The sequence below is a fragment of the Micromonospora sp. MH99 genome, assembly GCF_021442385.1.
Classification (GTDB): Bacteria; Actinomycetota; Actinomycetes; order Mycobacteriales; family Micromonosporaceae; genus Micromonospora.
This window is the reverse complement of record NZ_MUZA01000051.1, coordinates 17932-42519: the sequence shown is the minus strand read 5'-3', so window position 1 is coordinate 42519 and position 24588 is coordinate 17932. Positions and strand designations below refer to the sequence as shown.

Sequence of the window (24588 nt, the reverse complement as noted above, 5' to 3'; positions counted from 1 at the left end):
CCCGGGCTCGGCAACCGTGACGCCCGGGCTGGACATCGCGCTGCTGCTCGGCGCGGCCGTGCTGTTGGTGGCGGTCGGCGCCGTCCGGCTCTCCAGCCGCCTCGGGGTGCCCAGCCTGCTGTTCTACCTGGCGCTCGGCGTGGCCATCGGCGAGGGCGGGTTGGGTATCCGCTTCGACGACGTCGATCTGACCCGGACCCTCGGCTTCTGCGCGCTCATCGTGATCATCGCCGAGGGTGGCCTGACCGCCCGGTGGAGCGCCCTGCGTCCGGTCCTCGGGTTGGCCTCCGCGCTCTCCACGGTCGGCGTGGTCGTCAGCATCGTGGTGGTCGGCGTCGCCGTACACCTGTTGCTGGGTCTGGACTGGCGGCTGGCGTTGCTCTACGGCGCGGTGCTCTCCTCCACCGACGCGGCGGCGGTGTTCGCCACCCTGCGACGGCTGCGGCTGCCGCCGCGGCTGGTGGCCACACTGGAGGCCGAGTCGGGCATGAACGACGCCCCGGTGGTGCTGCTGGTGGTGCTGCTGTCGCACTCCGGCTGGTCGCATCCGTGGTGGTACGAGGTCGGTCTGGTCTGCTACGAGCTGGGCGTCGGCGCGGCGGTGGGCGTGGGTGCGGGCGTCGCCGGCACGTGGGCGCTGCGCCGGGCCGCGCTGCCGTCCGCGGGGCTGTACCCGATCGCGGCGGTGGGGATCACCGTCCTGGCGTACGCCGCAGGCGCCGTTCTGCACGCCTCGGGCTTCCTCGCCGTCTACGTGGCCGGGGTGCTGCTGGGCAACGCCCGGCTGTCGCACCGGCAGGCGATCCTGGGCTTCGCCGACGGGCTGGCGTGGGTCGCCCAGATCGGGCTGTTCGTGCTGCTCGGGTTGCTGGCCTCGCCGGGCCGGTTGGATGCGGCGGTGCTGCCGGCGGTGGTGGCCGGTCTGGCGCTGGTGCTGCTGGCCCGGCCGTTGTCGGTGGCCGTCTCGGCGGCGCCGTTCCGGGTCGGCCTGCGGGAGCAGGCGTTCCTGTCCTGGGCCGGGCTGCGCGGGGCGGTGCCGATCGTGTTGGCCACCATCCCGCTCTCGGAGCGGGTGCCGGGCGCGGAGCGCCTCTTCGACGCGGTCTTCGTGCTGGTGGTGATCTTCACGCTGGTGCAGACCAGCACGCTCGGTCCGTTCGCCCGCCGGCTGGGGACCACCGCGCCGGCCGAGGCCACCGAGATCCACGTGGAGACCGCGCCACTGGAGCGGATGCGGGCCGATCTGCTCCAACTGGAGGTGCCTCCGGGCTCGCGGCTGGCCGGCGTGCACGTCGACGAGCTGCGGTTGCCGCTGGGCGCTTCGGTGACTCTGGTGCTGCGCGACGGGGTGGGCTTCGTGCCCGGTCCGGACACCCGGCTGAAAACCGGCGACAGCCTGCTGATCGTCGCCACCGGTGGGGTGCGCGACGCCGCCGAACGGCGGCTGCGGGCCGTCAGCCGACGGGGTCGGCTGGCCCGATGGTTTGGCGAGTACGGGGATGAGGCGGTCGGTTGATCTGCTAGCGTTCCCTTTGCCCCAGTTAGGCAGGGCTCGGGGCTGTTGAGCGGTGCGACGGTGCGCCACGTTGTCGGACGCCTGTACGTTCCGTATTCTTGCCAACCTCCGGAGTGCGCGGCCATCGTCGCCGTGCGCCCCTTTTCGTACTTGGGGACGCCTTTGTCGGCGCCCCTGACCAGGTGCCGCGACCGAGCGGCGCCGCGGCCGAGGAGCGACCCATGGCGAAGCCAGCCGACACCAGGACCGCCGGCCGCAAGCCGGTGGCCAAGGCCACCCGCAGCGCGGCGGAGACCGAGAAGATCCGGGCGGCGCTGGCGGCGCGGCGGGACGAGCTGCGCGCCGAGTACGATCAGACGCTGAGCGAGATCACCGAGCTGCAGCGCGATCGGTTGACGGACTCGGCCGGGGACGACCAGGCCGACACCGGCACCAAGACGTTCGAGCGGGAGCAGGAGATCTCTCTCGCCAACAGCATTCTGGAACGGATCACGCAGGTCGAGCGCGCCCTGGAGCGCCTCGACGAGGGTGGTTACGGCTGGTGCGAGCGGTGCGGCAACCCGATCCCGGTCGAGCGCCTCGCCGCCTTCCCGTCGGCCACCCTGTGTGTGACGTGCAAGCAGTTGGAGGAGCGGCGCTGAGGCCCGGTCCCCGTCTGCGATGAGACGGTGAGCGATCACCGCCGAGACACCTCGATGGGGAGCGCATGACCGCAGCACCGCCCGCCGAACCTGGCCGTACCGACCCGGGCGGCGGCAAGCCCCGGCCCCGGGCTGTCGCGATCCTCGCCGGGGTGGCCCTGGTGGCCCTGGTGGCCGACCTGGTGACCAAGCACCTCGCGCTCGCCGCGCTCAGCGACCGCGAGCCGGTCCGGGTGCTGGGTGGGCTGGTCTACCTGAGCCTGACCCGCAACAGCGGCGCCGCGTGGAGCATCGGTGCGAACTACACCTGGGTGTTCCCGCTGATCACCATCGGCGTGGTCGGCTGGATCGTCTGGATGGCGCTGCGACTGCGGTCCCTGCCGTGGGCGATCTCCCTCGGCCTGGTGCTCGGTGGGGCGCTGGGCAACCTCATGGACCGGATCTTCCGGGCGCCCGCCCCGTTCCACGGCCACGTGGTCGACATGATCAGCGTCTTCGGGCCGTACGGCGAGTACTTCCCGGTGTTCAACCTGGCCGACAGCTCGCTGGTCTGCGGTGTGCTGCTGGCCGTGCTGCTGGAGCTGACCGGTCGTCAGCGTGACGGCCGGCGGGCCGGCCGGGACGACGCCTCCGCCGACGCGGGCGCCTCCGCCGACGCCGAGCAGAGGGAGCGGGCATGACCTCCACGTTCGCCGCCGGTGGCGACCACCGTTCGCTGCCCGTGCCCGACGGCCTGGACGGCATGCGCCTGGACCAGGCGGTGTCCCGGCTGTTCGGCCTCTCCCGTACCGCAGCCGCCGCCCTGGTCGACGCGGGCGACGCCCTCGTCGACGGCGCCGCCCGGCCCAACTCCCACAAGGTCAAGGCCGGCTCCTGGCTGGACGTCACCCTGCCCGCCCCGGTCGCCCCACCGACCGTGGTGCCGCAGGCGGTGCCCGGCCTGCGCGTCGTGTACGCCGACGACGACATCGTGGTGGTGGACAAGCCGGTGGGCGTGGCCGCGCATCCCAGCCCGGGGTGGACCGGCCCGACGGTGATCGGTGCGCTCGCCGCGATTGGGCACCGCATCTCCACCAGCGGCGCCGCCGAGCGGCAGGGCGTGGTGCACCGTCTCGACGTGGGCACCACGGGGATCATGGTGGTGGCCAAGAGCGAGCAGGCGTACACGGCGTTGAAGCGGGCCTTCAAGTACCGCGAGGTGGACAAGGGCTACCACGCGGTGGTGCAGGGGCACCTGGACCCGCTGCGGGGCACCGTGGACGCGCCGATCGACAGGCACCCCACCCACGACTACCGCTGGGCGGTGGTGTCCGGTGGCAAGCCGAGCATCACCCACTACGACACGCTTGAGGCGTTCCCGGCGGCCAGCCTGGTCGACGTGCGGTTGGAGACCGGCCGGACGCACCAGATCCGGGTGCACTTCTCGACGCTGCGGCACCCCTGTGTCGGTGACCTCACCTACGGCGCCGATCCCACCCTCTCGGCCCGTCTCGGCCTGGCCCGACAGTGGCTGCACGCCCGCGAACTGAGCTTTTTGCACCCCCGTTCGGGGGACGAGGTCCGGTTCGTCAGCGACTACCCTGACGATCTGGAACGTGCGCTTGAGATCCTGCGTGACTGAGCGGCGACCACCCGACATCGATCCGACGAGGGGATCCCGCCTGTGCGCGCCGGCGACCTGCTGCGGCAGCTGGACCAACGGCTGCTGCCGCCGCTGACCCGGGCGGTGGCCCGCCTCGGTGACCGGCCGGGGCGGTCCGGGGTGCTCACCTGGGCCGCAGTGCTCTCCGCGGCGGCCGTGCTGGGCACCGCCGTGTGGGCCGCCGACGACGCTCCGGTGGGCGACCGGACGGTGGGCGAGGTGACCCGCGTCGGGGTGGCCGACGGCGACTGGGTTCCCGGCTACCTGCGCTCGGCCGCGGCCGACCTGGCCGCGCTGAGCCCGACGGCCCCGGCCACCGGTGACGGGACGTACGCCCTGGTCGTGCTCGACGCGTACCTGCCGCCGCAGCGGCTGGCCGCGGTGCTCGGTGACGTGTCGGTGTCGACGGTCTTCGGCCGGGTGCCGCTGCCCGGCCGCCAGACCGAGATCGTCCGGATGCCGGCCCTGCGGGTGCCGGACGACGTGGTCGCTCAGATGGCGCAGGTGGCCGCCCGCAAGGAGGGCGAGGCCGCCGACTACCGGGCCAGGGCCGCCGGGGTGCGCGGCGACAGCGCCGCCGAGCGCGAGCTGCGCCAGCAGTACGTCACCGGGGCGGACGTGGCGAGCGCCGAGGCGGCGGCGTACCGCGGCGGCTGCGCCTGCGTCTACGCGGCGGTGGTGCGCGCGGCGCCGGAGGTGCTGCGGGGCGTGGCCGCCCGCCCGGACGTGCGGGCCGTCGATCCGGCGCCCGAGGTGTACCGACTCGACCGTACGGTCTTCACGCCGCCGCTGCCCGAGCAGCGCGACGTGGTCCGCCCGCCTGCCGACACCGGCCCGAGCCCGGAGCCGACGCCGCTGGCGAGTGGCGCGTCGCCGTCGAGCACGCCGAGGCCGCCGGTGCCGATGGGCGAATCGTCGGAACCCGCACCGCTCGTAACGATTCCGTCACCCGAGTCGCCCTCGGCCGAACCCACCGAGGTGGCCCCGCCGGGTGTCACCACCTCCCCGGACGCGCCCGACGCCGGACTGCTGCCGCCCTCCCCGTCGTGATCTGCGCCGGGTGGTGTGCGTGCTCAGGTGTGGTCCGAATAGGGTTTGGTTCGTAGCCTGTCAGACAGAGATCGATGGCGCTGGGAGGGCGGGCCGTGGAGGGCAGTGAGACCGGCTGGGGCCGGCCGGCCGAACCAGCGCCGAGATGGCGGGCGTTGCTGGACCGCGCCCGGCTGGGCGGCCGGGCCGCTGAGCAGCCCGAGCCCGAGCGCCGGGCCGACGAGGCGCCGCCGGATCCCCTCCCGCGGCGCGCGGCCCCCAACGGCTACTCGGGGCGGGCGTCGGCCATCGGGCATCCGGCCGATCTGTCGTACGGCCAGGAGCCCGGTTACCGGGCCGAGGCGACCTACCGGGTCGATCCCGCCTACCGCGCCGAGCCGGGCTACCGGTCGGAGCCGGACTACCGGGCCGAGCCCGCGTACCGTGCCGAGCCGGACTACCGTGCCGAGCCCGCCTACCGGTCGGAGCCGGACTACCGGGCGGAGCCCGCGTACCGGGCCGAGCCGGAGTATCGGGCGGAGCCGGCGTACCGGGCCGAGCCGGACTACCGGGCGGAGCCGGTGTACCGGTCGGAGCCGGGTTACCGGGCCGAGCCGACATACCGCGCCGACCCCGGCTACCGGGCCGACCCGACGTACCGCGCCGAGCCGGGTTACCAGGCCGAGCCGGGTTACCAGGCCGAGCCCGAGCCGCCGCCGCGCCGGGCCGAGCCGGAGTCGCGCTACGCCCTCCTGGACAACGGTTACCGGCCGGGCAACCCGGCGGGGGAGTCGCGGTACGCGCTGCTGGAGACCGGTTACCAGCCGGAGACCGGCTACCCGACACCCGCGCCGCAGGTGACCCCGCCGGTCGCGGCGGTCGCGCCACCGCCGGTCGCGCCACCGGTCACCCCGCCGCCCGCCCCGCCGGTCACCCCGCCACCGGGCTCGGCCATCGCCGAGCGCGGCTACCCCGCCCGGATCGAGTGGCGACCGCAGGGCGTCGACCAGGAGTCCGAACGCGCCACCGGCGTGCTCCGCCGCGACCTGGGCACACCCCGCGTGTTCGCGTTCGCCAACCCCAAGGGCGGCGTGCACAAGACCACCGCCACGGTGCTCGCCGCCGCCACCGTCGGCAGCGTCCGGGGGCGGGGCGTGCTGGCCTGGGACGACAACGAGCTGCGCGGCACCCTGGGGCTCCGCGCCGGGAGTGCCCGCCACGCGCGCACCATCCGCCACCTGATCGGTGACCTGGCCCAGATCGAGATCCTGGAGGGCGCGACCCTGCTGGAGCGGCTGGACGACTACCTGCGGCACGCCTCCGACGGCTCGTACGACGTGCTGGCCGGCGAGGAGAGCCCGCGCTTCGCCCAGCGACTCGACCAGTTCACCGTCAAGCGGGTCCTCGAACTGCTGCGTCGTACGCACGACGTGGTCTGCGTGGACACCGGCAACAACGTGGAGAGCGCCAACTGGCGCACGGTGATGCAGGCCGCCGACCAACTGGTGGTGACCACCGTGCCCCGGGAGGACGCGGCGTTCAGTGCCGACTGGATGCTCGACCTGCTGCACGAGGAGGGCATGGGCGAGCTGGCCGACAACGCGGTCACCCTCATCTCCTGCCCCACTCCCGGCCGCTCGCCGTTGCAGGACGACCTGGAACGGCACTTCGCGACGCGTACCCGCGCGGTGGCCGTCGTGCCGTACGACCCGGCGTTGGAGACCGGTTCGTCGATCGAGTACCACCAGCTCCAGCCGGAGACCCGGCAGGCGTGGCTGCGCGCCGCCGCGGCCATGGCGGAGCCGTTCGCCCGGTGAGTTGGTTCGCCGCCACCGGCGCCCCGGCCCGTCCCGGGGCCTGAGAGGATCATCGGGTGAGCCCGGACAACCCCGACCCTGAGCGGCACGTCGACGACGCCGACCGGCCCGCCCCACCCGCACCGTCGGGTGCGGCGCCCGCCGACAGCGGGTCGGCCGTGCCGCCACCAGCCGTGCCGCCGCCCGGGTACGACCCCGGCGAGGGTCCCACCCTGACGGCGTACCAGAGCGGACCGGAGCTGATCCCCGACGAGCCGCGCCGCCCGTTGCGGACCGTGGCGGCGGTGCTCGGGGTCGTGCTCGCCCTGGCCGTGCTGGGCGGGCCGCTCGGGCTGCTCTGGGCCGTGCTCGCGCCGGACACCCCGGTGCTCAAGACCGCCGAGGGCGCGATCTACGCCGAGCCCCAGCCGGAGCAGCCGATCGCCGCGGACGGCTGGTTCAGCCTGCTCGGGCTGGCCTTCGGGGTGCTCGCGGCGCTGGCCGTGTGGTTCCTGCTGCGCCGCCAACGCGGCCCCGTCGGGCTGCTCGGCGTGCTGCTGGGCACGCTGGCCGCCGCCCCGGTGGCCTGGCAGGTGGGGCGTCGGGTCGGGCTGGCGACCTTCGACCGGCTGCTGGACAGCGCCCCGGCCGGGCAGGCGTTCACCAAACCCGCAGACCTGCGCGCCGGCGGAATCGACTGGCTCTTCGGCGCGCTGCCGGTGCCGCACGGCAACCTGCTGCTGCCGGCGTTCGGCGCCGCTGTCACGTACACCCTGCTGGCCGGTTGGTCGCGCTGGCCGGGCCTGCGGCCGGAGCCGGACCCGGCGGCCCTCAGTTGGGCGTCGGTGGGGACGCCAGCTCCGACAGCGGCACCGGAACCGCCCGCACCTGGCGCAGCAGAGCCGCCTCGCGGTTGAGCAGTCGCAGCTCGGCGCGGAGCCGGGCGGCGGTGTCGTCGATCGCGAGCAGCCGCTGCCGGTCGTCGACGGTCAGCGCGGCGGTGGCCGCCACCAGGTGCGACAGCACCGTCGGGTCCTCCGGCAACTGCTCGGAGATCTCCTCCGGGTCGGGGCGGATCAGCCCCAGGTACTGCCGGAACACCGCGATCACCCGGGCCGCCAGCAGGTCGGCCACCTCGTCCGGCCCGGAGGCCTCGGGCAGCCACTCGACGTCGGCGGTCAGGTAGGGCGCGGACGCGTCGTCGACGTCGGCGATCCGGAATCGGCGGCGCCCGACGGTGACGATGTCGAAACCGCCGTCGGCCAGCTCGGTGACCTGGCGCAACTCGGCGGTGCAGCCCACCTCGTGCAGGGTGACGTCGCCGACGCCGGTGCCCGCGCGGGCGCCGGGCCCGGCGGGCGCGACCTCCCAGCCGGCCTGGATGGCCACCACCCCGAACTCCCGGGACGCGCCCTCGGGCAGGTCGACCAGGTGCCGGACCAGGGCCCGGTAGCGCTCCTCGAAGATGTGCAGCGGCAGCACCAACCCGGGAAAGAGCACCGTTGCGAGCGGGAACACCGGCAGCCGTGCGGTCACGTGGTCGAGCCTAACCAATCGCCCCCGCGCCGGCGTGGCCCGGCTCACCGTCCCGCCGAGCGGGCGGCTGGGGTGAGCTCCGGTCGGGCCGCCTAGACTCGCAAGGGTGCTGAATCGGATCGACCTGCGCGACGGTCTCGTGGACCCGCGCCGCCTGCTGCCCCGTGCCCAGCTCGACGTGTCGGTGGCCGTCGAGCGGATCAAGCCGCTCGTCGAGGCGGTCCGGGAGCATGGGTACCCGGCGATCCGGGAGGCCAGTGAGCGGTTCGACGGCATCTCACCGGAGGTGCTGCGGGTGCCGGTGGAGGCGATCGCCGAGGCCGAGGGTGTGCTCGACCCGGCCGTGCGGGCCGCCCTGCTGGAGTCGATCGCCCGCGCCCGCAGGGTGCACGACGACCAGCGGCGCACCGACCACACGACCCGGGTGGTGCCCGGTGGCACGGTCACCGAGCGGTGGCTGCCCGTCGACCGGGTGGGCCTCTACGTGCCCGGCGGCCTGGCGATGTACCCGTCGACGGTGGTGATGAACGTGGTGCCGGCCCAGGCGGCCGGGGTGCGCTCGCTGGTGGTGGTCAGCCCGCCGCAGAAGGACAACGGCGGCCTGCCCGACCCCCGGGTGCTGGCCGCGTGCGCGCTGCTCGGCGTCGACGAGGTCTACGCCGTGGGCGGCGCCCAGGCGGTGGCGATGCTGGCGTACGGGTCCGCCGTCGACCCGACGGGCGCGCTGCGGTGCGAGCCCGTCGACCTGGTCACCGGCCCGGGCAACATCTGGGTGACCGCCGCCAAGCGGCTGCTGCGGGGTGTCGTCGGCATCGACGCCGAGGCGGGCCCGACCGAGATCGCGATCCTGGCCGACGACAGCGCCGACCCGGCGCACGTCGCCGCCGACCTGATCAGTCAGGCCGAGCACGACCCGCTCGCCGCGAGCGTGCTGGTCACCCCGTCGTTGGCGTTGGTCGAGGCGGTCGAGACGGAGCTGGCCCGGCAGGTGCCCGCCACCAAGCACGCCGAGCGGGTGACCACGGCGCTGACCGGTGAGCAGAGCGGCGTGGTCCTGGTCGACGACCTCGAGGCGGGGCTGCGGGTGGTCGACGCGTACGCGGCCGAGCACTTGGAGATCCAGACGGTCGACGCCCGGGAGTGGGCGCTGCGGGTGCGCAACGCCGGAGCGATCTTCGTGGGCGCGTGGTCGCCGGTGTCGCTCGGCGACTACTGCGCCGGCTCCAACCACGTGCTGCCCACCGGCGGCTGCGCCCGGCACTCGTCCGGGCTGTCGGTGCAGTCGTTCCTGCGCGGCGTGCACCTGATCGAGTACACCGAGGCCGCGCTGCGCGAGGTAGCCCCGCACGTGGTCGCCCTGGCCAACGTGGAGGACCTGCCGGCGCACGGCCAGGCCGTGCAGGCCCGCTTCCCGGGAGGGGTGGCGTGACCTCCCTCGATGATCTGCCGATCCGCGACGACCTGCGCGGGCTGTCGCCGTACGGGGCGCCGCAGCTCGACGTGGCGGTGCGGCTCAACACCAACGAGAACTCCTACCCGGTGCCGGAGCCGGTCGTCGACGCGATCGGCAAGGCGCTCGCCGCCGAGTTGCGCGACCTGAACCGCTATCCGGACCGGGACGCGGTGGCGCTGCGCGCCGACCTGGCCGAATATCTCGGGCACGGCCTGACCGTCGAGCACGTCTGGGCGGCCAACGGCTCGAACGAGATCCAGCAGCAGTTGTTGCAGGCGTTCGGTGGGCCGGGGCGCACCGCGCTGGGTTTCGTGCCGGCGTACTCGATGCACCCGCTGCTGGCCCTGGGCACCGGCACCCGGTGGGTGCCCGCCCAGCGCGGCGTCGACTTCGGGCTGACCGCCGACGAGGCGGTGGCGCAGGTCCGCGAGCACCGGCCCGACGTGGTCTTCCTCTGCTCGCCGAACAACCCCACCGGCACGGCGCTGGACCCGGCGGTGGTCGCCGCGGTGCTCGACGTCGCGCCCGGCATGGTGATCGTCGACGAGGCGTACGCCGAGTTCGCCAGGCCGGGCACGGTCAGCGCCCTCGCGGTGCTGCCCGGCCACCCGCGGCTCGTGGTCACCCGCACGATGAGCAAGGCGTTCGGCTTCGCCGGTGGCCGGCTGGGCTACCTGGCCGCCGACCCGGCGGTGGTGCGGGCGGTGCAGCTGGTCCGTCTGCCGTACCACCTGTCCGTGCTCACCCAGGCCGCCGCCCGCGCGGCGCTGGCCCACCGCGACGCCCTGCTGGGTACGGTGAGCGCGATCATGGTCCAGCGGGACCGGATCGTCGCGACGCTGCGCGAACGGGGCCTGCGGGTGGCCGACAGCGACGCCAACTTCGTGCTGTTCGAGACGGGCGGCGACCAGGCTGCCGCCTGGCAGGCCCTGCTGGCGCAGGGGGTGCTGGTCCGCGACGTCGGCCTGCCCGGCTGGCTGCGGGTGACCGCCGGCACCCCCGACGAGACCGACGCCTTCCTAGCCGCAATGGAGACCGTGCGATGGGAGCGCGAGCAGTGAGCTTGCGAGCCCCGCAGTCGCGACCGAAAGGTATGCAATGAGCCGGACCGCCCGGGTGGAGCGGATCACCAAGGAGACCAAGGTTCTCGTCGAGATCGACCTCGACGGCACCGGCACGGCCGAGATCAGCACCGGCGTGGGCTTCTACGACCACATGCTGAACCAGATCGCCCGCCACGGCGGCTACGACCTGACCGTGCGCACCGTGGGTGACCTGGAGATCGACGCGCACCACACGATGGAGGACACCGCGCTCGCGCTGGGCGCCGCGTTCGACCAGGCGCTGGGCGACAAGGCCGGCATCCGGCGGTACGGCTCGGCGACCGTCCCGATGGACGAGGTGCTGGTCCGGGCTGCGGTGGACCTGTCCGGGCGGCCGTACGTGGTGCACGACGAGCCGGTCCTCGCGCCGTACATCGGGCCGGTGTACCCGACCAGCATGACCCGGCACATCTGGGAGTCGTTCGGCCAGGCGGCCCGGATCACCCTGCACGTCGACGTGCTGCGCGCGGCCCGTCCGGGTGGGCACCCGGACGCGCACCACGTGGTGGAGGCCCAGTTCAAGGCGGTGTCCCGGGCGCTGCGCGAGGCCACCGCGATCGACCCGCGGGCGGCGGGCGCGATCCCGAGCACGAAGGGGGCGCTCTGATGAGCGCGAGGAGTGCAGCGCAGCGGAGCCCCGCAGTCGCGAATGGAAGGTGGCTCTGATGAGCGCGAGGAGTGCAGCGCAGCGGAGCCCCGCAGTCGCGAATGGAAAGTGGTTCTGATGGGTGCCGCGTTGCCGACGTTGCTGCTGATCCTGGCCGGTGTGCTGGTGGGTGGCGCGTGGTCGCTGCACCGGCAGGGTGCGCCGAGGGCCGCCGTGGTGATCACCGCGCTGCTCGCGCTGCTGGCCACGGCCGCCGGGGTGCTCCGGCTGATCCCGGAGTCGGGGTCGTGACCGCCGACGTGGTGGTGCTCGACTACGGCTCGGGCAACCTGCGCTCGGCGGAGCGGGCGCTGGCCGCCGCGGGTGCGTCCGTCCGGGTGACCGACGACCTCGCCGCGGCGGCCGCCGCGGACGGTCTGGTGGTGCCGGGTGTGGGCGCCTACGCGGCGTGCATGGCGGGTATCGAGGCGCTCGGCGCGGGGCCGGTGATCGCGGAGCGGGTGGCCGCGGGCCGGCCGGTGCTCGGCATCTGCGTGGGCATGCAGGTGCTCTTCGAGCACGGCGAGGAGCACGGGGTGGTGACGAAGGGCCTGGGGTTGCTGCCCGGTGGGGTGACCCGGTTGGCCGCGCACCGCCTGCCGCACATGGGTTGGAACACGGTCCGCGCGCCGCGGGGGTCGGTGCTGTTCGCCGGGTTGCCGCCGGAGAGCCGGTTCTACTTCGTGCACTCGTACGCGATGGGTGACCCGGCGGCGTTGGCGGCGGCGGGGGCCGTGGTGACGACGACGCACCACGACACCGACTTCGTGGCCGCGGTGGAGCGTGGGCCGCTGTCGGCGGCGCAGTTCCCCCGGAGAAGTCCGCCGAGACCGGTGCCGCGTTGCTGCGCAACTGGCCGCCACTCTGCCCGCCGGTGACTGAGCGCCGGCACCGTCCGGTGTCCGGCCGGCGGGCGTCGCGGTGAGCCGGGAGCGGGCCCGTCGGCGGGCCGAACGTGAGGCTGAACTGGCGCGGGAGCGGGCGGCCCGGCAGCGCCGGGTGGCGCGTCGACAGCGCCGCCGCGCCGTCGTCCGCCGGTTGACGCCGCAGTTGCGGCGGGGCCGCACGGGCCGGCTGGCTCGGCACACGCGGGGTGAGCGGGCGGCGATCGTGCTGCTCACCGTGGCGGCGATGATTCTGATCTGGACGTTCGTCGACGATGTGGCGTTGCGTGTCGCGCTGATCGTGCTGTTGCTGCTCGTACTGCCGGCGATCGTGGTGATCGCCCTGGACCGCCGTACCTGATCGAGGAGATGACGTTGAGCCTCACCCTGTTACCCGCCGTGGATGTCGCCGACGGCCGGGCTGTCCGGCTCGTGCAGGGCGCCGCCGGCAGCGAGAGCGTCTACGGCGACCCGTTGGACGCGGCGCTGGCGTGGCAGCGCGACGGCGCCGAGTGGATCCACCTGGTCGACCTGGACGCGGCGTTCGGCCGGGGCACCAACGCGCACCTGCTGGCCGAGGTGGTGCGCCAGCTGGACGTGCAGGTGGAGTTGTCCGGCGGCATCCGGGACGACGAGTCGCTGCGGGCGGCGTTGGGCACCGGGGCGAGCAGGGTGAACATCGGCACCGCCGCGCTGGAGGACCCGGTGTGGTGCGACCGGGTCGTCGGGGAGTACGGCGACCGGGTCGCCATCGGGCTGGACGTACGCGGTCAGACCCTGTCCGCGCGGGGGTGGACCCGGGACGGCGGTGACCTGTACGAGGTGCTGGAGCGCCTGGACAAGGCGGGCGCCACGCGGTACGTGGTCACCGACATCACCAAGGACGGCACGATGCGCGGGCCGAACCTGGATCTGCTGCGCGAGGTGTGCGCGCGTACCGACCGGCCGGTGATCGCCTCGGGTGGCGTGTCCACCCTGGACGACCTGCGGGCGCTGGCCACGCTGGAGCCGCTGGGCGTGGAGGGCGTGATCGCCGGCAAGGCGCTGTACGCGGGCGCGTTCACGGTGGCCGAGGCGCTGCGCACGTTGGCCGAGGCGTGACTGTCACCCGGCTGGGTTCGGGAGGGCCGTGGGAGCAGAGCTACGGCTATTCCCGGGTGGTCCGGGCCGGTGACCTGGCCTGGACGGCTGGCTGCACGTCCACTGTCGACGGTCGGGTCGTGCACGTCGGGGACGCCGCCGCGCAGACGGCGCAGGCGTTGCGGATCGGGTTGGCGGCGCTCGCCGAGGTGGGCGTGCAGCCGGGTGACGTCGTCCGGACCCGGATGTACGTGACGGACCGGCTGCACGCCGACGAGGTGGGTCGGGCGCACAATGCGGTCTTCGGGGCGGTCCGTCCGGTGGCGACGCTTGTGGTGGTGGCGGGTCTGCTCGATCCGGAGCATCTGGTCGAGGTGGAGTTGGAGGCGTTCGTCGGCGACCGCTGAGTCGCCGGTGGTCCTCGTCACGGCCGCCTTCCGGCCCGATAAGTTGTGCACAACTTAATTGCGGGCTACGGTTCAGTGGTGACTGATGACCTGGTGCTGCGCCGGCAGGTGTGCTTCGCGCTCTACGCCGCGTCGCGCGCCCTCACCGACGTGTACCGGCCGATCCTCGACGAGTTCGGGCTGACCTACCCGCAGTACCTGGTGCTGCTGGTGCTCTGGGAACGCCCCGACGACGCGCCCACGGTGTCCGAGCTGGGCGCCGAGCTGCGGCTGGACTCCGGCACGCTCTCCCCGCTGCTCAAGCGGCTTCAGGGGGCGGGCCTGGTGGTGCGGCGGCGGTCGGCGCGCGACGAACGGCGGGTCGAGGTGGGCCTGACCGAGCAGGGCCGGGCGCTGCGGGAGCAGCTCTGCGACGTTCCGCTGCGGATCGCGCAGGCCACCGGGCTGGGCATCGCCGAGCTCGTCGCCCTGCGCGACACGCTCACCCGGGTCACCGAGACCATCCACCGACAGAAGGAGCAGTGACTCTCATGCAGGTTCTCTACACCGCGTCCGCGACCGCCACCGGCGACGGCCGGGACGGCCACGTCGAGACCTCCGACGGCACTCTCGCGCTCGACCTGGCGGTGCCGAAGGAGATGGGTGGCGCGGGTGGCGCCGCCAACCCCGAGCAGCTCTTCGCCGCCGGCTACGCGGCCTGTTTCCACAGCGCCCTGCGCCTGGTGGCCCGCCGCGCCAAGGCCGACGTGACCGGCTCCGTCGTCGCCGCCGAGGTGGGCATCGGCCCGAACGGCAGCGGTGGCTTCGGGCTCACCGTGCAGCTCGTCGTCGACCTGCCCGCCGTCGCCCGCGACGCCGCCGAGCAGATCGTCGAGCAGGCCCACCAGGTCTGCCCGTACTCCAACGCGACCCGCGGCAACATCGACGTCGCGCTGACCGTCCGCGAGACCCTGGCCGCCTGACGTCGCGGACCCGGACCCCACCCGCGGACGAGAGGACGACCACCCATGACCAGCAACCGTGAGATCCACCTGGCCAGCCGCCCCGAGGGCTGGCCCACCGAGGACACCTTCCGGCTCGTCGAGACCGACGTCCCGACGCCCGGACCGGGCCAGATCGTGGTCCGCAACCAGTTCATGTCCGTCGACCCGTACATGCGGGGACGGATGAACGACGTCAAGTCGTACGTGCCGCCGTACGCCCTCGACGCCCCGCTCGACGGGGCCGCGATCGGCGAGGTGGTGGCCAGCGAGTCGGCCGACCTCGCGGTCGGCGACACAGTGCTGCACGGGCTGGGCTGGCGGGAGTACGCGCTGCTCGACGCCAGCAGCGCGCGCCGGGTCGACCCGACCCTCGCCCCGGCCAGCGCCTACCTCAGCGTGCTCGGCATGCCCGGGCTGACCGCGTACGCCGGTCTGCTGGAGGTCGCCGCGATGAAGCCCGGCGAGACGGTCTTCGTCTCGGCCGCGGCCGGCTCGGTCGGCAGCCTGGTGGGCCAGATCGCCAAGCTCAAGGGCGCCGGCCGCGTCATCGGCAGCGCCGGCTCGGCCGCCAAGGTCGAGCGGCTGCGGGCGCTGGGCTTCGACGCCGCGTTCGACTACCACGACGGGCCGGTCCGCGACTCGCTGCGGGCCGCCGCCCCGGACGGCGTCGACGTCTACTTCGACAACGTCGGCGGCGACCACCTGGAGGCGGCGATCTCGGCCATGAACCTGCACGGCCGTGCCGCCATCTGCGGCATGATCGCGCAGTACAACGACACCGAGCCGCCCGCCGCGCCCCGCAACCTGTCGCTGGTCATCGGCAAGCGGCTCACCCTGCGCGGCTTCCTGGTCAACGACCACAACCACCTGCGGAAGGCGTTCGTCAACGACGTCGCGGGCTGGCTGCGCGAGGGCACGCTCTCCTACGACGAGACGGTCGTCGACGGCATCGAGAACGCCCCGGCGGCGTTCCTCGGCCTGCTGCGCGGCGAGAACCTGGGCAAGATGCTCGTCCGGGTGTGAGCACCCGCACATCGCGTACGGCGGTCGGCCCGGTCGGGTCGGCCGCCGTGCCACGCGCGGAAGATAGGGTGGCGGCATGACGGTGGCGGTACGCGTGATCCCCTGCCTCGACGTGGACGCCGGGCGCGTGGTCAAAGGGGTCAACTTCGTCGACCTGCGGGACGCCGGCGACCCGGTGGAGCTGGCCGCCGCGTACGACCGGGCCGGCGCCGACGAGCTGACCTTCCTCGACGTCACCGCGTCCTCCAGCGACCGGGGGACGATGCTCGACGTGGTGCGCCGCACCGCCGAGACGGTCTTCATCCCGCTGACGGTCGGGGGCGGGGTCCGGCAGGTCGGCGACGTCGACACGTTGCTGCGCGCGGGCGCGGACAAGGTCGGCGTGAACACCGCCGCCATCGCGCGGCCGGAGCTGATCGCCGAGATCGCCGACCGGTTCGGCCGGCAGGTGCTCGTGCTCTCCCTCGACGTCCGCCGCGCCCCGGCCGGTGGCACGCCCAGCGGGTTCGAGGTCACCACCCACGGTGGCCGGCGCGGCACCGGCCTCGACGCGGTGCGCTGGGCGCGGCAGGTGGCCGAGCTGGGCGCGGGGGAGATCCTGCTCAACTCGATGGACGCCGACGGCACCAAGGCGGGCTTCGACCTGGAGCTGATCGGCGCGGTCCGGGCCGTGGTGGACGTGCCGGTCGTCGCCAGCGGTGGGGCTGGCGAGGTGGCGCACTTCCCACCGGCGATCGGGGCCGGCGCCGACGCGGTGCTCGCCGCCAGCGTCTTTCACTTCGGCGAGCTGACGGTGGGCGAGGTCAAGGACGCCCTGCGGCGCAGCGGTCACCCCGTGCGCTGAGGCTCAGTGCCCGCCGGACTGGCCCTCGGGTGAGCGGCGGGGGGTGGGGATCGACCGGACCGCGTACTCCTGCACGGCCGCCGCGTGCTCGGCCTCGTCCAGGATCCAGTCGGCGCGGCCCGGCGCGTGCCGGCGGCTCAGCACGCCCTGCACGGTGTCCACCATGGTCGCCACCCCGGCGCGCGGCCGGGTACGCCAGAGCTGCTCACCCTCGGTGGTGATGCGGAACCAGCCGTCGGCGACGGTCACCAGGCCCGCCCCGACCAGCCGCTGCACCGCGGCCTCCACCTCGTGTCGCTGTGGAATCGCCTGGTTCAGGTGATCGGCGGTGGACAGCACGTCGGTCAGGCGTACGCCCTCCGGCCGCCGACTGGTCGCGGACCGTCGGTGTCGCCCGGCCCCGCTCGCGATCACCAACGACACGAATATCCAGGCGTCGCTCCAGCGCCAACCGTTCTCCCCCATGCAGAGATGATGACGGCGAGCGTCCCGGAAGGGAACACCCACCCTCCAACGAGCCCGCTCGCACCATCGCGGAGTGCCGGCCCGTGAACGGTAGGTGAGCGGTCAGCCGGCCGGGGCGGGAGCGGCGCCCGGCGGGTCACCCGCGGTGGCGCCCGGCCGGTCGCCAGCGGTCGCGTCCAGCGCGGGCACCGCGACGAGCGGGATGAAGAACTGCGCGAGGGGGCCGATGGCCAGCGCGTACGCGATGGTGCCCGGGCCTACCGTGCCGCCGAGCAGCCAGCCCAGCGCGAGCACGGTGACCTCGATGACCGTGCGCACCAGGCGGATCGAGCGCCCGGGCCGGCGGGCCACGTAGCCGGTCATCAGCCCGTCGCGTGGACCCGGACCCAACTGGGCGCCGAGGTAGAGCGCGGTGGCCGCGCCGTTGGCGACGATCCCGGTGACCAGCAGAGCGATCCGGACGCCGAGGGGGCCACCGGTGGGCAGCAGGGCCAGGGTCGCGTCCACCACCAGGCCGATCACCACCACGTTGCTGACGGTGCCGAGGCCGGGTCGCTGGCGCAGCGGGATCCACAGCAGCAGCACCAGGGCGCCGACACCGATGGTGACCGTGCCGAAGGAGAGCCCGGTCAGCTCGGACAGCCCCTGGTGGAAGACGTCCCACGGGTCGAGGCCCAGGTCGGAGCGGATCATCAGGGCCATGCTGACCCCGTAGAGGACGAGCCCGGCGTAGAGCTGGCTGAGCCGTCGCACCGGCCGCTGCCGCAGATTGCCAATCAGTGCCATGCATGCCACCCTAGGGGCCAATCCTCCCGGCTGAAGAAGCCAATATCCGAGGAGTGGCCATGACAGCTCAGGTGCGAGGCGTCCAATTGGCCCGGTTGCTGGGGCAGTGGCACGCCCTGCCGGGCCGTCGTCGCAGTCCCGACTACGCCGCCCTGGCCGGCGCGGTGCGCGGTCTGCTCGCCGACGCCCGGCTCCCGCTGGGCGTGCGCCTCCCGGCCGAACGCGAGCTGGCCGAGGCGCTGCGGATCAGCCGCACCACTGTCACCGCCGCCTACCGGGAGCTGCGCGAGACCGGCCACCTGGCCAGCCGCCGGGGTGCCGGCAGCTGGACGATGCTGCCCGGCAACCACCGGGTCGCCAGCACCGGGCTGTGGACCCCGCTGGACGACCGGGAGATGATCGACCTCGGCGTCGCCGCGCTGGCGGCCCCGCCGCAGCTGCTCGCCGCCGCGCGGGCCGCCGCCGAGGATCTGCCCCGCTACCTGGGCGGGGCCGGCTACCACCCGACCGGGATCGGCGAGCTGCGCGACGCGGTGGCCGCCGGCTACACCGCGCGGGGGCTGCCTACCTCGGCCGACCAGATCATGGTCACCAGTGGCACCCAGCACGCCCTGGACCTGGTGCTGCGCCTCGCCCTGGCACCCGGCGGAAGTGTGCTCGTCGAATCCCCGACCTATCCCAACGCGCTCGCCGCGCTGGCCAGCCGCCGGGCCCGGATCACGACGCACGGGCTGTCCGCCGACTCCGGTGGCTGGGAGCCCGACCTGCTGCTGGGCAGCCTGCGGCAGACCCGGCCCAAGCTGGCCTACCTGATTCCGGAGTTCCAGAACCCGACCGGGCACCTGATGCCGTCGGCGCTGCGCGAGCAGGTGGTCGCCGCGGCCCACGCCGTCGGCACCGACCTGATCGTCGACGAGTCCTTCGTGGACCTGCCGCTCGACGGCACCGAGCTGCCCCCGCCCACGGCCACGTTCGACAGGCACTCCCGGGTGGTGAGCATCGGGGGGATGAGCAAGCCGTACTGGGGTGGCCTGCGCATCGGCTGGGTACGCGCCTCCGCGCCGCAGGTGCAGCGGCTGGCGGCCGTCCGGGTCGGCGTGGACATGTCCAGCCCGGTGCTCGACCAGTTGGTAGCGGTGCACCTGCTCAACGACGCGGCGGCCATCGTCGCCGACCGCCGGGCCCAGCTCACCGCCCAGCGCGACGCGTTGCTGGCCGCGCTGGCCCACCGACTTCCGGACTGGCGGGTGACCGTGCCACGCGGCGGCGTCACCCTCTGGGCCGAGCTGGACGGCCCGGTCTCCAGCGCGCTCGCCCGCGCCGCCGAGGAGGTCGGCGTCCGGCTCGCGCCCGGCCCCCGGTTCGGTCTGGACGGCACCCTGGAACGCTTCCTGCGGCTGCCGTTCACCCTGCCGGCCGCCGACCTGGTGGAGGCCGTGGAGCGGATCGCCACGGTCCGCTACGACCTGGACCGGACCGGCCGGCAGCGATGGCGGGAGCCGTCAGTCATCGCCTGAGCCCCGCACGGCAGAGCGCGCGCCGCCAGCGCCCGTCTGCTCAGAACGCGTCTTCGACCCGGCCGCGACTGCCACAATCCCCTGGTGGGCGAGGGCGGGCGGACACGCGGGGTGCAACGGAGCGCACCCGGCTCCCGGGCCACCCGCCTCGAACTCTTCTACGACCTGATCTTCGTCTTCGCCTTCCTGAACGTCACCACCGCCACCGCCGCCGACCGGACCGTCCGCGGCCTGGTCCAGTGCCTGGTGGTGCTGGCGCTGCTCTGGTGGTGCTGGTCGGGCTTCGCCGTACTGGGCAACCTGATCCGCACCGACCAGGGCATCGTCCCGCTGGTCGGATTCGTCACCATGGCCGCCGCCTTCGTGCTCGCGCTGAGCCTGCCGAAGGCGTTCGTCGACCGTCCCGGCGGGCTGTACGGCCCGCTGGTCTTCGCGGCCGGCTACTTCCTGGTCCGGGTCGGCGAGACGTCCATCTTCCTGTGGCTCGGCCGTCGGAACCGGGACGTGCGTCGACGCTGGCGGATGCTTGCCCTGCCAGTGGTGCTCTCCACGTCGCTCATCGTCGTGGCCGCCCTGGTGCCGCAGCGGCTCTTCGACGGCGCCGCCGAGGGGGTGTTCCGGCTGGCGCTCTGGCTCACCGCCCTGGCCGTCGAGTACGGGGCCGGGCTGGCGTTGCGCGGCACCGGGTGGACGGTGCTCTCCGCCGGGCACTGGGCGGAGCGGCACGGCCAGATCGTCCTGGTCGCCCTCGGCGAGGCGATCATCGCGCTCGGGCTCGCCCCCGGTGGCACCGCCGCCCTGCCGCTCACCTGGCCGGTGCTGATCGCCGCGGTGCTCGGCGTCGCGGTGGCCGCGTCGCTGTGGTGGGCGTACTTCGACACGTTGGCACTCGGCATGGAACAGGCCCTGCACCGCACCCGCGACCCGGACGCCCGCGCCGCCATGGCCCGGGACGCCTACACCTACCTGCACCTGCCGGTCATCATCGGCGTCATCCTGTTCGCGCTCGGCCTCAAGGGGCTCATCCACGAGGGAGCCGCCCCCCACACGCCGAGCTGGGGTGTTCCGCTGCCGGGGTTCGACCTGTTGGCGCTCTACGGCGGGGTCGCGCTCTACCTGCTCGCGCTCATCGTGCTGGGCCGGTGGCTGCTCGCCGCCCCGCGTTGGCCCACGATCGGCGGCATCGTGCTGTTGCTCGTGCTGGTGCCGGTGGCCGGCGCGCTGCCCGAGCTGTTCGCGCTGGCCCTGTTGGCCCTCGCCGCCGCGCTGGCGGTGGGCGCCCAGACGGTCGTCGACACCCGACGCCGGCGCAGGGTCCGGCAGGTGGCGCTGGAGGAGCAGCTCGCCGTGGAGGAGGAGCAGACGAGGTGGCGGGGCCAACACCTGTGAGGGCCCCGCGCCGGCGGGGAGCCGGGCACGGGACCCTCGGTCGGCTCAGAGCTCGGCGAGCGTGCCCGCGTACATCTTGTCGATCTCGGCGGCGAAGTTGCTCTCCACGCCACGCCGCTTGATCTTCAACGACGGGGTGATCTCGCCGTCCTCGATCGTCAGGTCGCGCGGCAGGATCGCCACCTTCTTGATCGTCTCCCAGCGGTTGAGCTTGGCGTTGAGCTGGGCGACGTACTCCTCGACCATCGCCTGCGCCTCCGGCGAGGCGACGATCTCGGTGTAGTCGCGGCCCTCCAGCGGGCCGCCGGCCACCCAGCCCCGGATCGCGTCCGGGTCCAGCGTGACGAGCATCGTGCAGAAGTTGCGGGCCTGACCGACCACCACCGCCTGCGAGGTGTACGGGCAGATCGCCTTGAACATCCCCTCGATGTGCGACGGCGCGATGTACTTGCCGCCCGAGGTCTTGACCAGGTCCTTCTTGCGGTCGGTGATCCGCAGGTAGCCCTGCTCGTCCAGGCTGCCGATGTCACCCGTGCGGAAGAAGCCGTCCTCGGTGAACGCGGCGGCGGTCTCCTCCGGCAGGTTGTGGTAGCCGCGCATCACGGGCCGGCCACGGACCAGGATCTCGCCGTCGGTGTCGATCCGGCACTCCAGGTCGCCCATCGCCTGCCCGACCGTGCCGATCCGCAGCCCGGAGGGCGGGTTCACGAAGTTGCCGGCGCTGGTCTCGGTGAGGCCGTAGCCCTCGGAGATCGGCAGGTTGGCGGCGGCGAAGAAAGTGGCGATCTCGGGGCTCAGCGGAGCGGCGCCGGAGACCAGCACCCGCATCCGTCCGCCCAGGCGGGCCTGGAGCTTGCTGAACACCAGCTTCTCGGCCAGGCCGTAGCGCAGCTTCAACCCGGCTGGCACCGGCTTGCCGGCCTGCTCCAGAGCGACCTTCTCCTTGCCGACCTGGACACCCCAGGCGAAGATCTTCGCCTTCGCGCCGCCGGCGCCCTGGGCCGTGGTGACCGCCTTGTTGTAGACCTTCTCGAAGACCCGGGGAGCGCCGCACATGAGCGTCGGCCGGATCACCCCGAGCAGGTCGACAAGCTTGTCCACCCGGCCGTCGACGTAGGTGGGCAGGCCGACGTGGATCGCGCCGCACAGCAGCGTCTTGCCGAACGAGTGGGCCAGTGGCAGCCACAGGTACTGCAGGTCGTCGTCGCGCAGCAGGCCCACCTCGGCCTGCGCCACGGCCTCCCAGCACCAGCCGCCGTGCAGCAGCTCGACACCCTTGGGCTGGCCCGTGGTGCCGGAGGTGTAGATCAGCGTGGCGAGGTGGTCCGGGCCGATGCCGGCCACCAGCATGTCGATCAGATCGGGCTCGGCGGCCAGCGCGCGGGTGCCCTGTTCCTCCAAGGCGGCCAGGGTGAGCTGGGGAACCGCGGCGCTCGGGTCCGGGGTGCCGTCGAAGAGCACCACGTGGGTCAGCGCCGGCAGGTCCGCTCCGGCGATCTTGGCGGCCTGCGCCGGGTTCTCCGCGAAGAGCACCCGCGAGGCGGAGTCAGCGATGATGTATGTCGCGTCTGCCGGCTCGGTGGTCGGGTAGACGGTGGTGGTCGCCCCGCCGGCGCACATGATGCCGAGGTCGGCGACCACCCAGTCGAGCCGGGTGTTGGCGAGGATGGCGACGGGATTCTCCTGGCCGACGCCGAGCGCGTGCAGGCCGGCGGCGACGGCCTTGGCGCGCTGGCCGACCTGCTCCCAGGTCAGCCAGTCGGGGCCCGAGTCGTCAGGGGTCGGGGACGCGAACGCGTGTCGGTCGGGGGTGGCCGCCACGCGCTTGAGGAACATGTCCGGGATGGAACGGTACGGTACATCGAGAGCCATCGCTGTAGCCGCCTTCGGGGGTGGTGGCGTGACGGTCGTCACGTCATAGTGGTTACCGAAGAGTATTGCCTGGCACCGGGCATCGGCTAGTGCTGGTGATCGGCCGGCCTCCCCGTCGGCCGGCCGACCCACCCCTGATCAGGCGTACCGGGCAGCCACGAGTGACCAGTCGTAGGTTGCCCGGACCCAGTTGCGCCGCGCCGCCAACGGCGAGTTCAAGGCCTCGACGCCGCTGGCCAACAACGTCTCCTCCGCCTCCAGGTACGCCGTCAACCCCCGGTTGAAACGGTCCGCGGCCGCCCGCAACGCGTCCGCCTCGTCCAGGCCGCCCTCCTGCGCGATGACCGTCACCAGATTGTGCGCGTCCGGGTCGGCCTGGCTCTCCTTGCCGTACGAGAAGAGGTCGTTGCACCAGCAGACGAGATCCACCGCCAGCAGGTCCAGTGCGCTCAGTGCCGGATCGGCACGCCGGGCCGGCCCGGGCGGCTGCTCGGACGCCAGGTCGGTAAGGGTGAGACAGGGGTGTACGCCGCCGATGTGCCGACGCAGTTGGACGTACTCCGTCAGCCCCGGCACCCGCCGGCGTTCCCGGTTGGTGGCCTCCCACAGCAGCGCCAGCAGATACTGGCGCAGCTGACTGACGAACCGCAGCAGCATCGGCGCCCGGCCCTCGGCCCGGGTGCGCCGGCACAGGTCGTGCAGCGCGGCGCCCAGCGGGCCGGCGTCCGGCGGCGGTTCCGCGAGCGGGTCGCCGCAGCGGTCCAGCACGTCGAGCAGCGCGGCGATGACCGGCGCCAGCCGGCCCGGGTCGGCCCCGAGGCCGTCCTCGTCGCAGGCGTCGTCCATGACGAACAGCCAGGAGATCAGGTCGGTGAGGAGCCGCAGCCCCTGCGCCGGCCCTTCCGGGCAGGCCCTTCCGGCCAGGCCGGCGGCGTCTGCCCGTTGTAGTCGATGAACTTGATGACCGGAATTGACCAGACCGAGAGCGCGCGCCCACTCGACGCTCTCGCTGGCTGCTCGATCCGTGTACTTGTGGCGCCCCGCCGTGAAGGAGGGTTCCCGTAGCGCCGTGATCGCGAAACTTCGCATCGTGTGCCCCCACATCGTGCCGCCCCGGCGCGGAACGGCGCGCTGAAGCGTACGGGAGGAGGTATCGGCGCGCATCGCTGGGACTGAGGCGGTTACCCACCGTCCTGTGACCGATTAAGTGCAGTAAGTCACATGCCCAGGCTGGCGTTGCGGAGCTGTTGCGCGGACGTCGCCGAACCGTCCAGTTGAACCCGGGCCACCCGCTGGCGGCCGGAGAGGAACAGGGTCAGCTCGGCCGGGGCGCCCACCAACCGCAGCCGCTCGCCACCACGACCGACGGAGACCTCGCCGTGACCGGGCGCCTGCACGTAGAGGTCCGCCGGGAAGCGGCGCAGCGACAGCCGGGCGAGCGGGGCGACCCGCTTCCACAGGGTGGCCTGCAGACCGTGGGACAGGTCGCGCGGCTGCCACCCCGGGACGGCCCGCCGCACGTCCTCGTGGTGGATGAAGAACTCCACCGTGTTGACCAGCTCGTCGGTCAGCGGGTTACTGATCGGGCTCCACACCGGCGGCCGGCGCACCTGCGCCACCAGCTCGGGGTAGGGCCCGGCGGCGAGTCGTCGGCGGACCCGTTCGGCGTGCCCCCGCAGCGGCGGCAGCAGGATCCCGCCGGCCGCGTCCGGACGGCGCTCGCGCAACACGAGGTGCGCGGCGAGGTCGCGGGTCGCCCAGCCCTCGTTGATCGTCGGCGCGTCGGGCCCGAGGGCCAGGAAGAGATCGGCCAGCGCCTCGCGCTCGGCTCGGGCGTACCGGGACATGGCCCGATCGTAGGCCCGCGGACCCGCCGCCGCGCGCCGGCGGCCGCCGATCGCACCCCCGGGCCCGGACGTCCGGTACGTGACGGTCGACATATCCCGTCCGGGTCGGCGGTGCCGGCTCGCAGCGGT

The 24588-nt window shown here is 73.6% G+C and carries 26 protein-coding genes and 1 pseudogene; 21 read left to right on the top strand and 6 right to left on the bottom strand.

All coding sequences use genetic code 11. The annotated features are described in order from the left end of the window. The first annotated feature begins 16 nt into the window (after nucleotides 1-16). From B0E54_RS23310 to B0E54_RS23280, 7 genes are all read left to right on the top strand, one after another. Nucleotides 17-1516, top strand: a complete 1500-nt coding sequence (locus B0E54_RS23310) for a potassium/proton antiporter (protein ID WP_234588044.1) — start codon at nucleotides 17-19, stop codon at nucleotides 1514-1516. A gap of 221 nt (nucleotides 1517-1737) precedes the next feature. Continuing rightward, nucleotides 1738-2157 (top strand): TraR/DksA C4-type zinc finger protein, encoded by a 420-nt coding sequence (locus tag B0E54_RS23305; RefSeq protein ID WP_007463005.1) that lies wholly within the window; start codon nucleotides 1738-1740, stop codon nucleotides 2155-2157. 65 nt (nucleotides 2158-2222) lie between these two features. Beyond that, nucleotides 2223-2837, top strand: a complete 615-nt coding sequence (lspA, locus tag B0E54_RS23300; protein ID WP_234588043.1) for a signal peptidase II — start codon at nucleotides 2223-2225, stop codon at nucleotides 2835-2837. Then, complete coding sequence (locus tag B0E54_RS23295; RefSeq protein ID WP_234588042.1) at nucleotides 2834-3778, top strand: RluA family pseudouridine synthase; 945 nt, start codon at nucleotides 2834-2836, stop codon at nucleotides 3776-3778. Before lspA ends, B0E54_RS23295 begins: the two co-directional genes overlap by 4 nt. Nucleotides 3779-3820: 42 nt before the next feature. Next, entirely contained in the window at nucleotides 3821-4849 is a 1029-nt protein-coding gene (locus B0E54_RS23290) for a hypothetical protein (RefSeq protein WP_234588041.1), read from the top strand. Between the two features lie 95 nt (nucleotides 4850-4944). Next, on the top strand, nucleotides 4945-6645 hold the full coding sequence (locus B0E54_RS23285; RefSeq protein WP_234588039.1) for an AAA family ATPase: 1701 nt from the start codon (nucleotides 4945-4947) through the stop codon (nucleotides 6643-6645). A 56-nt stretch (nucleotides 6646-6701) separates the two neighbouring features. Beyond that, nucleotides 6702-7541 carry a DUF2567 domain-containing protein gene (locus B0E54_RS23280; protein WP_234588037.1) on the top strand — a complete coding sequence of 280 codons (840 nt, stop codon included), beginning with the start codon at nucleotides 6702-6704 and terminating at the stop codon, nucleotides 7539-7541. Here B0E54_RS23280 and B0E54_RS23275 read toward each other — a convergent pair. Beyond that, the gene (locus B0E54_RS23275) at nucleotides 7456-8160 is read right to left on the bottom strand and encodes an LON peptidase substrate-binding domain-containing protein (RefSeq protein WP_234588034.1); all 705 of its coding nucleotides are present in this window, start codon (nucleotides 8158-8160) and stop codon (nucleotides 7456-7458) included. The two genes, B0E54_RS23280 and B0E54_RS23275, sit on opposite strands and share 86 nt — an antisense overlap. A 106-nt stretch (nucleotides 8161-8266) precedes the next feature. On the opposite strand from B0E54_RS23275, the gene hisD reads away from it, so the two are divergent. The 12 genes and pseudogenes from hisD (at nucleotide 8267) to hisF (ending at nucleotide 16583) form a co-directional block, all read left to right on the top strand. Continuing rightward, on the top strand, nucleotides 8267-9589 hold the full coding sequence (hisD, locus tag B0E54_RS23270; protein ID WP_234588032.1) for a histidinol dehydrogenase: 1323 nt from the start codon (nucleotides 8267-8269) through the stop codon (nucleotides 9587-9589). Next, nucleotides 9586-10674, top strand: coding sequence for a histidinol-phosphate transaminase (locus tag B0E54_RS23265; RefSeq protein ID WP_234588031.1), 1089 nt, complete (start codon nucleotides 9586-9588; stop codon nucleotides 10672-10674). The genes hisD and B0E54_RS23265 overlap by 4 nt, the downstream gene beginning before the upstream one ends. A 37-nt stretch (nucleotides 10675-10711) precedes the next feature. Continuing rightward, a complete protein-coding gene (gene hisB, locus B0E54_RS23260) occupies nucleotides 10712-11323 on the top strand; it encodes an imidazoleglycerol-phosphate dehydratase HisB (protein WP_234588030.1) in 612 nt (203 codons plus the stop codon). 117 nt (nucleotides 11324-11440) lie between these two features. Further along, entirely contained in the window at nucleotides 11441-11614 is a 174-nt protein-coding gene (locus B0E54_RS23255) for a hypothetical protein (RefSeq protein WP_234588029.1), read from the top strand. Next, nucleotides 11611-12244: pseudogene (hisH, locus tag B0E54_RS23250) on the top strand (imidazole glycerol phosphate synthase subunit HisH). The gene B0E54_RS23255 and the pseudogene hisH overlap by 4 nt, the downstream one beginning before the upstream one ends. Nucleotides 12245-12283: 39 nt before the next feature. Further along, nucleotides 12284-12607: a hypothetical protein gene (locus tag B0E54_RS23245; RefSeq protein WP_234588028.1), complete on the top strand. Its 324-nt coding sequence runs from the start codon at nucleotides 12284-12286 to the stop codon at nucleotides 12605-12607. Between the two features lie 14 nt (nucleotides 12608-12621). Further along, entirely contained in the window at nucleotides 12622-13347 is a 726-nt protein-coding gene (gene priA, locus B0E54_RS23240) for a bifunctional 1-(5-phosphoribosyl)-5-((5-phosphoribosylamino)methylideneamino)imidazole-4-carboxamide isomerase/phosphoribosylanthranilate isomerase PriA (protein WP_234588027.1), read from the top strand. Further along, nucleotides 13344-13733: a RidA family protein gene (locus B0E54_RS23235; RefSeq protein ID WP_234588026.1), complete on the top strand. Its 390-nt coding sequence runs from the start codon at nucleotides 13344-13346 to the stop codon at nucleotides 13731-13733. Before priA ends, B0E54_RS23235 begins: the two co-directional genes overlap by 4 nt. A 78-nt stretch (nucleotides 13734-13811) precedes the next feature. Beyond that, nucleotides 13812-14258: a MarR family transcriptional regulator gene (locus B0E54_RS23230; RefSeq protein WP_234588025.1), complete on the top strand. Its 447-nt coding sequence runs from the start codon at nucleotides 13812-13814 to the stop codon at nucleotides 14256-14258. A gap of 5 nt (nucleotides 14259-14263) precedes the next feature. Then, nucleotides 14264-14695, top strand: coding sequence for an organic hydroperoxide resistance protein (locus B0E54_RS23225; RefSeq protein ID WP_255787514.1), 432 nt, complete (start codon nucleotides 14264-14266; stop codon nucleotides 14693-14695). 45 nt (nucleotides 14696-14740) lie between these two features. Further along, on the top strand, nucleotides 14741-15739 hold the full coding sequence (locus B0E54_RS23220) for an NADP-dependent oxidoreductase (protein ID WP_234588023.1): 999 nt from the start codon (nucleotides 14741-14743) through the stop codon (nucleotides 15737-15739). 76 nt (nucleotides 15740-15815) lie between these two features. Continuing rightward, nucleotides 15816-16583 (top strand): imidazole glycerol phosphate synthase subunit HisF, encoded by a 768-nt coding sequence (gene hisF, locus B0E54_RS23215; RefSeq protein ID WP_234588021.1) that lies wholly within the window; start codon nucleotides 15816-15818, stop codon nucleotides 16581-16583. Between the two features lie 3 nt (nucleotides 16584-16586). Here the strand turns inward: hisF and B0E54_RS23210 are convergent, their stop codons facing one another. Together B0E54_RS23210 and B0E54_RS23205 are read right to left on the bottom strand one after the other, a co-directional pair. Then, the gene (locus tag B0E54_RS23210; RefSeq protein ID WP_234588020.1) at nucleotides 16587-17048 is read right to left on the bottom strand and encodes a hypothetical protein; all 462 of its coding nucleotides are present in this window, start codon (nucleotides 17046-17048) and stop codon (nucleotides 16587-16589) included. A gap of 102 nt (nucleotides 17049-17150) precedes the next feature. After that, nucleotides 17151-17834, bottom strand: a complete 684-nt coding sequence (locus tag B0E54_RS23205; protein ID WP_234588019.1) for a YitT family protein — start codon at nucleotides 17832-17834, stop codon at nucleotides 17151-17153. Nucleotides 17835-17893: 59 nt separating this feature from the next. On the opposite strand from B0E54_RS23205, the gene B0E54_RS23200 reads away from it, so the two are divergent. Continuing rightward, nucleotides 17894-19351 (top strand): PLP-dependent aminotransferase family protein, encoded by a 1458-nt coding sequence (locus tag B0E54_RS23200; protein ID WP_234588018.1) that lies wholly within the window; start codon nucleotides 17894-17896, stop codon nucleotides 19349-19351. A 111-nt stretch (nucleotides 19352-19462) separates the two neighbouring features. Then, a complete protein-coding gene (locus B0E54_RS23195; RefSeq protein ID WP_234588017.1) occupies nucleotides 19463-20740 on the top strand; it encodes a low temperature requirement protein A in 1278 nt (425 codons plus the stop codon). A 45-nt stretch (nucleotides 20741-20785) separates the two neighbouring features. On the opposite strand, the gene B0E54_RS23190 is transcribed toward B0E54_RS23195, so the two are convergent. The 3 genes from B0E54_RS23190 to B0E54_RS23180 all read right to left on the bottom strand — a co-directional run bounded on the left by B0E54_RS23190 (nucleotide 20786) and on the right by B0E54_RS23180 (nucleotide 24459). Further along, nucleotides 20786-22612, bottom strand: coding sequence for a long-chain fatty acid--CoA ligase (locus tag B0E54_RS23190; RefSeq protein ID WP_234588016.1), 1827 nt, complete (start codon nucleotides 22610-22612; stop codon nucleotides 20786-20788). Between the two features lie 138 nt (nucleotides 22613-22750). After that, nucleotides 22751-23701 (bottom strand): terpene synthase, encoded by a 951-nt coding sequence (locus B0E54_RS23185; protein WP_234588015.1) that lies wholly within the window; start codon nucleotides 23699-23701, stop codon nucleotides 22751-22753. A gap of 128 nt (nucleotides 23702-23829) precedes the next feature. Next, complete coding sequence (locus B0E54_RS23180; protein WP_234588014.1) at nucleotides 23830-24459, bottom strand: TIGR03085 family metal-binding protein; 630 nt, start codon at nucleotides 24457-24459, stop codon at nucleotides 23830-23832. Between the last annotated feature and the right edge of the window lie 129 nt (nucleotides 24460-24588).

Coding starts and splice junctions, on each gene's coding strand:
- lspA (WP_234588043.1), top strand. CDS start 2,223: ATGACCGCAGCACCGCCCGCCGAACCTGGCCGTACCGACCCGGGCGGC.
- hisF (WP_234588021.1), top strand. CDS start 15,816: ATGACGGTGGCGGTACGCGTGATCCCCTGCCTCGACGTGGACGCCGGG.
- B0E54_RS23295 (WP_234588042.1), top strand. CDS start 2,834: ATGACCTCCACGTTCGCCGCCGGTGGCGACCACCGTTCGCTGCCCGTG.
- B0E54_RS23225 (WP_255787514.1), top strand. CDS start 14,264: ATGCAGGTTCTCTACACCGCGTCCGCGACCGCCACCGGCGACGGCCGG.
- B0E54_RS23255 (WP_234588029.1), top strand. CDS start 11,441: ATGGGTGCCGCGTTGCCGACGTTGCTGCTGATCCTGGCCGGTGTGCTG.
- B0E54_RS23205 (WP_234588019.1), bottom strand. CDS start 17,834: ATGGCACTGATTGGCAATCTGCGGCAGCGGCCGGTGCGACGGCTCAGC.
- B0E54_RS23200 (WP_234588018.1), top strand. CDS start 17,894: ATGACAGCTCAGGTGCGAGGCGTCCAATTGGCCCGGTTGCTGGGGCAG.
- B0E54_RS23210 (WP_234588020.1), bottom strand. CDS start 17,048: ATGGGGGAGAACGGTTGGCGCTGGAGCGACGCCTGGATATTCGTGTCG.
- B0E54_RS23220 (WP_234588023.1), top strand. CDS start 14,741: ATGACCAGCAACCGTGAGATCCACCTGGCCAGCCGCCCCGAGGGCTGG.
- B0E54_RS23180 (WP_234588014.1), bottom strand. CDS start 24,459: ATGTCCCGGTACGCCCGAGCCGAGCGCGAGGCGCTGGCCGATCTCTTC.
- hisB (WP_234588030.1), top strand. CDS start 10,712: ATGAGCCGGACCGCCCGGGTGGAGCGGATCACCAAGGAGACCAAGGTT.
- B0E54_RS23190 (WP_234588016.1), bottom strand. CDS start 22,612: ATGGCTCTCGATGTACCGTACCGTTCCATCCCGGACATGTTCCTCAAG.
- B0E54_RS23305 (WP_007463005.1), top strand. CDS start 1,738: ATGGCGAAGCCAGCCGACACCAGGACCGCCGGCCGCAAGCCGGTGGCC.
- B0E54_RS23185 (WP_234588015.1), bottom strand. CDS start 23,701: ATGCGAAGTTTCGCGATCACGGCGCTACGGGAACCCTCCTTCACGGCG.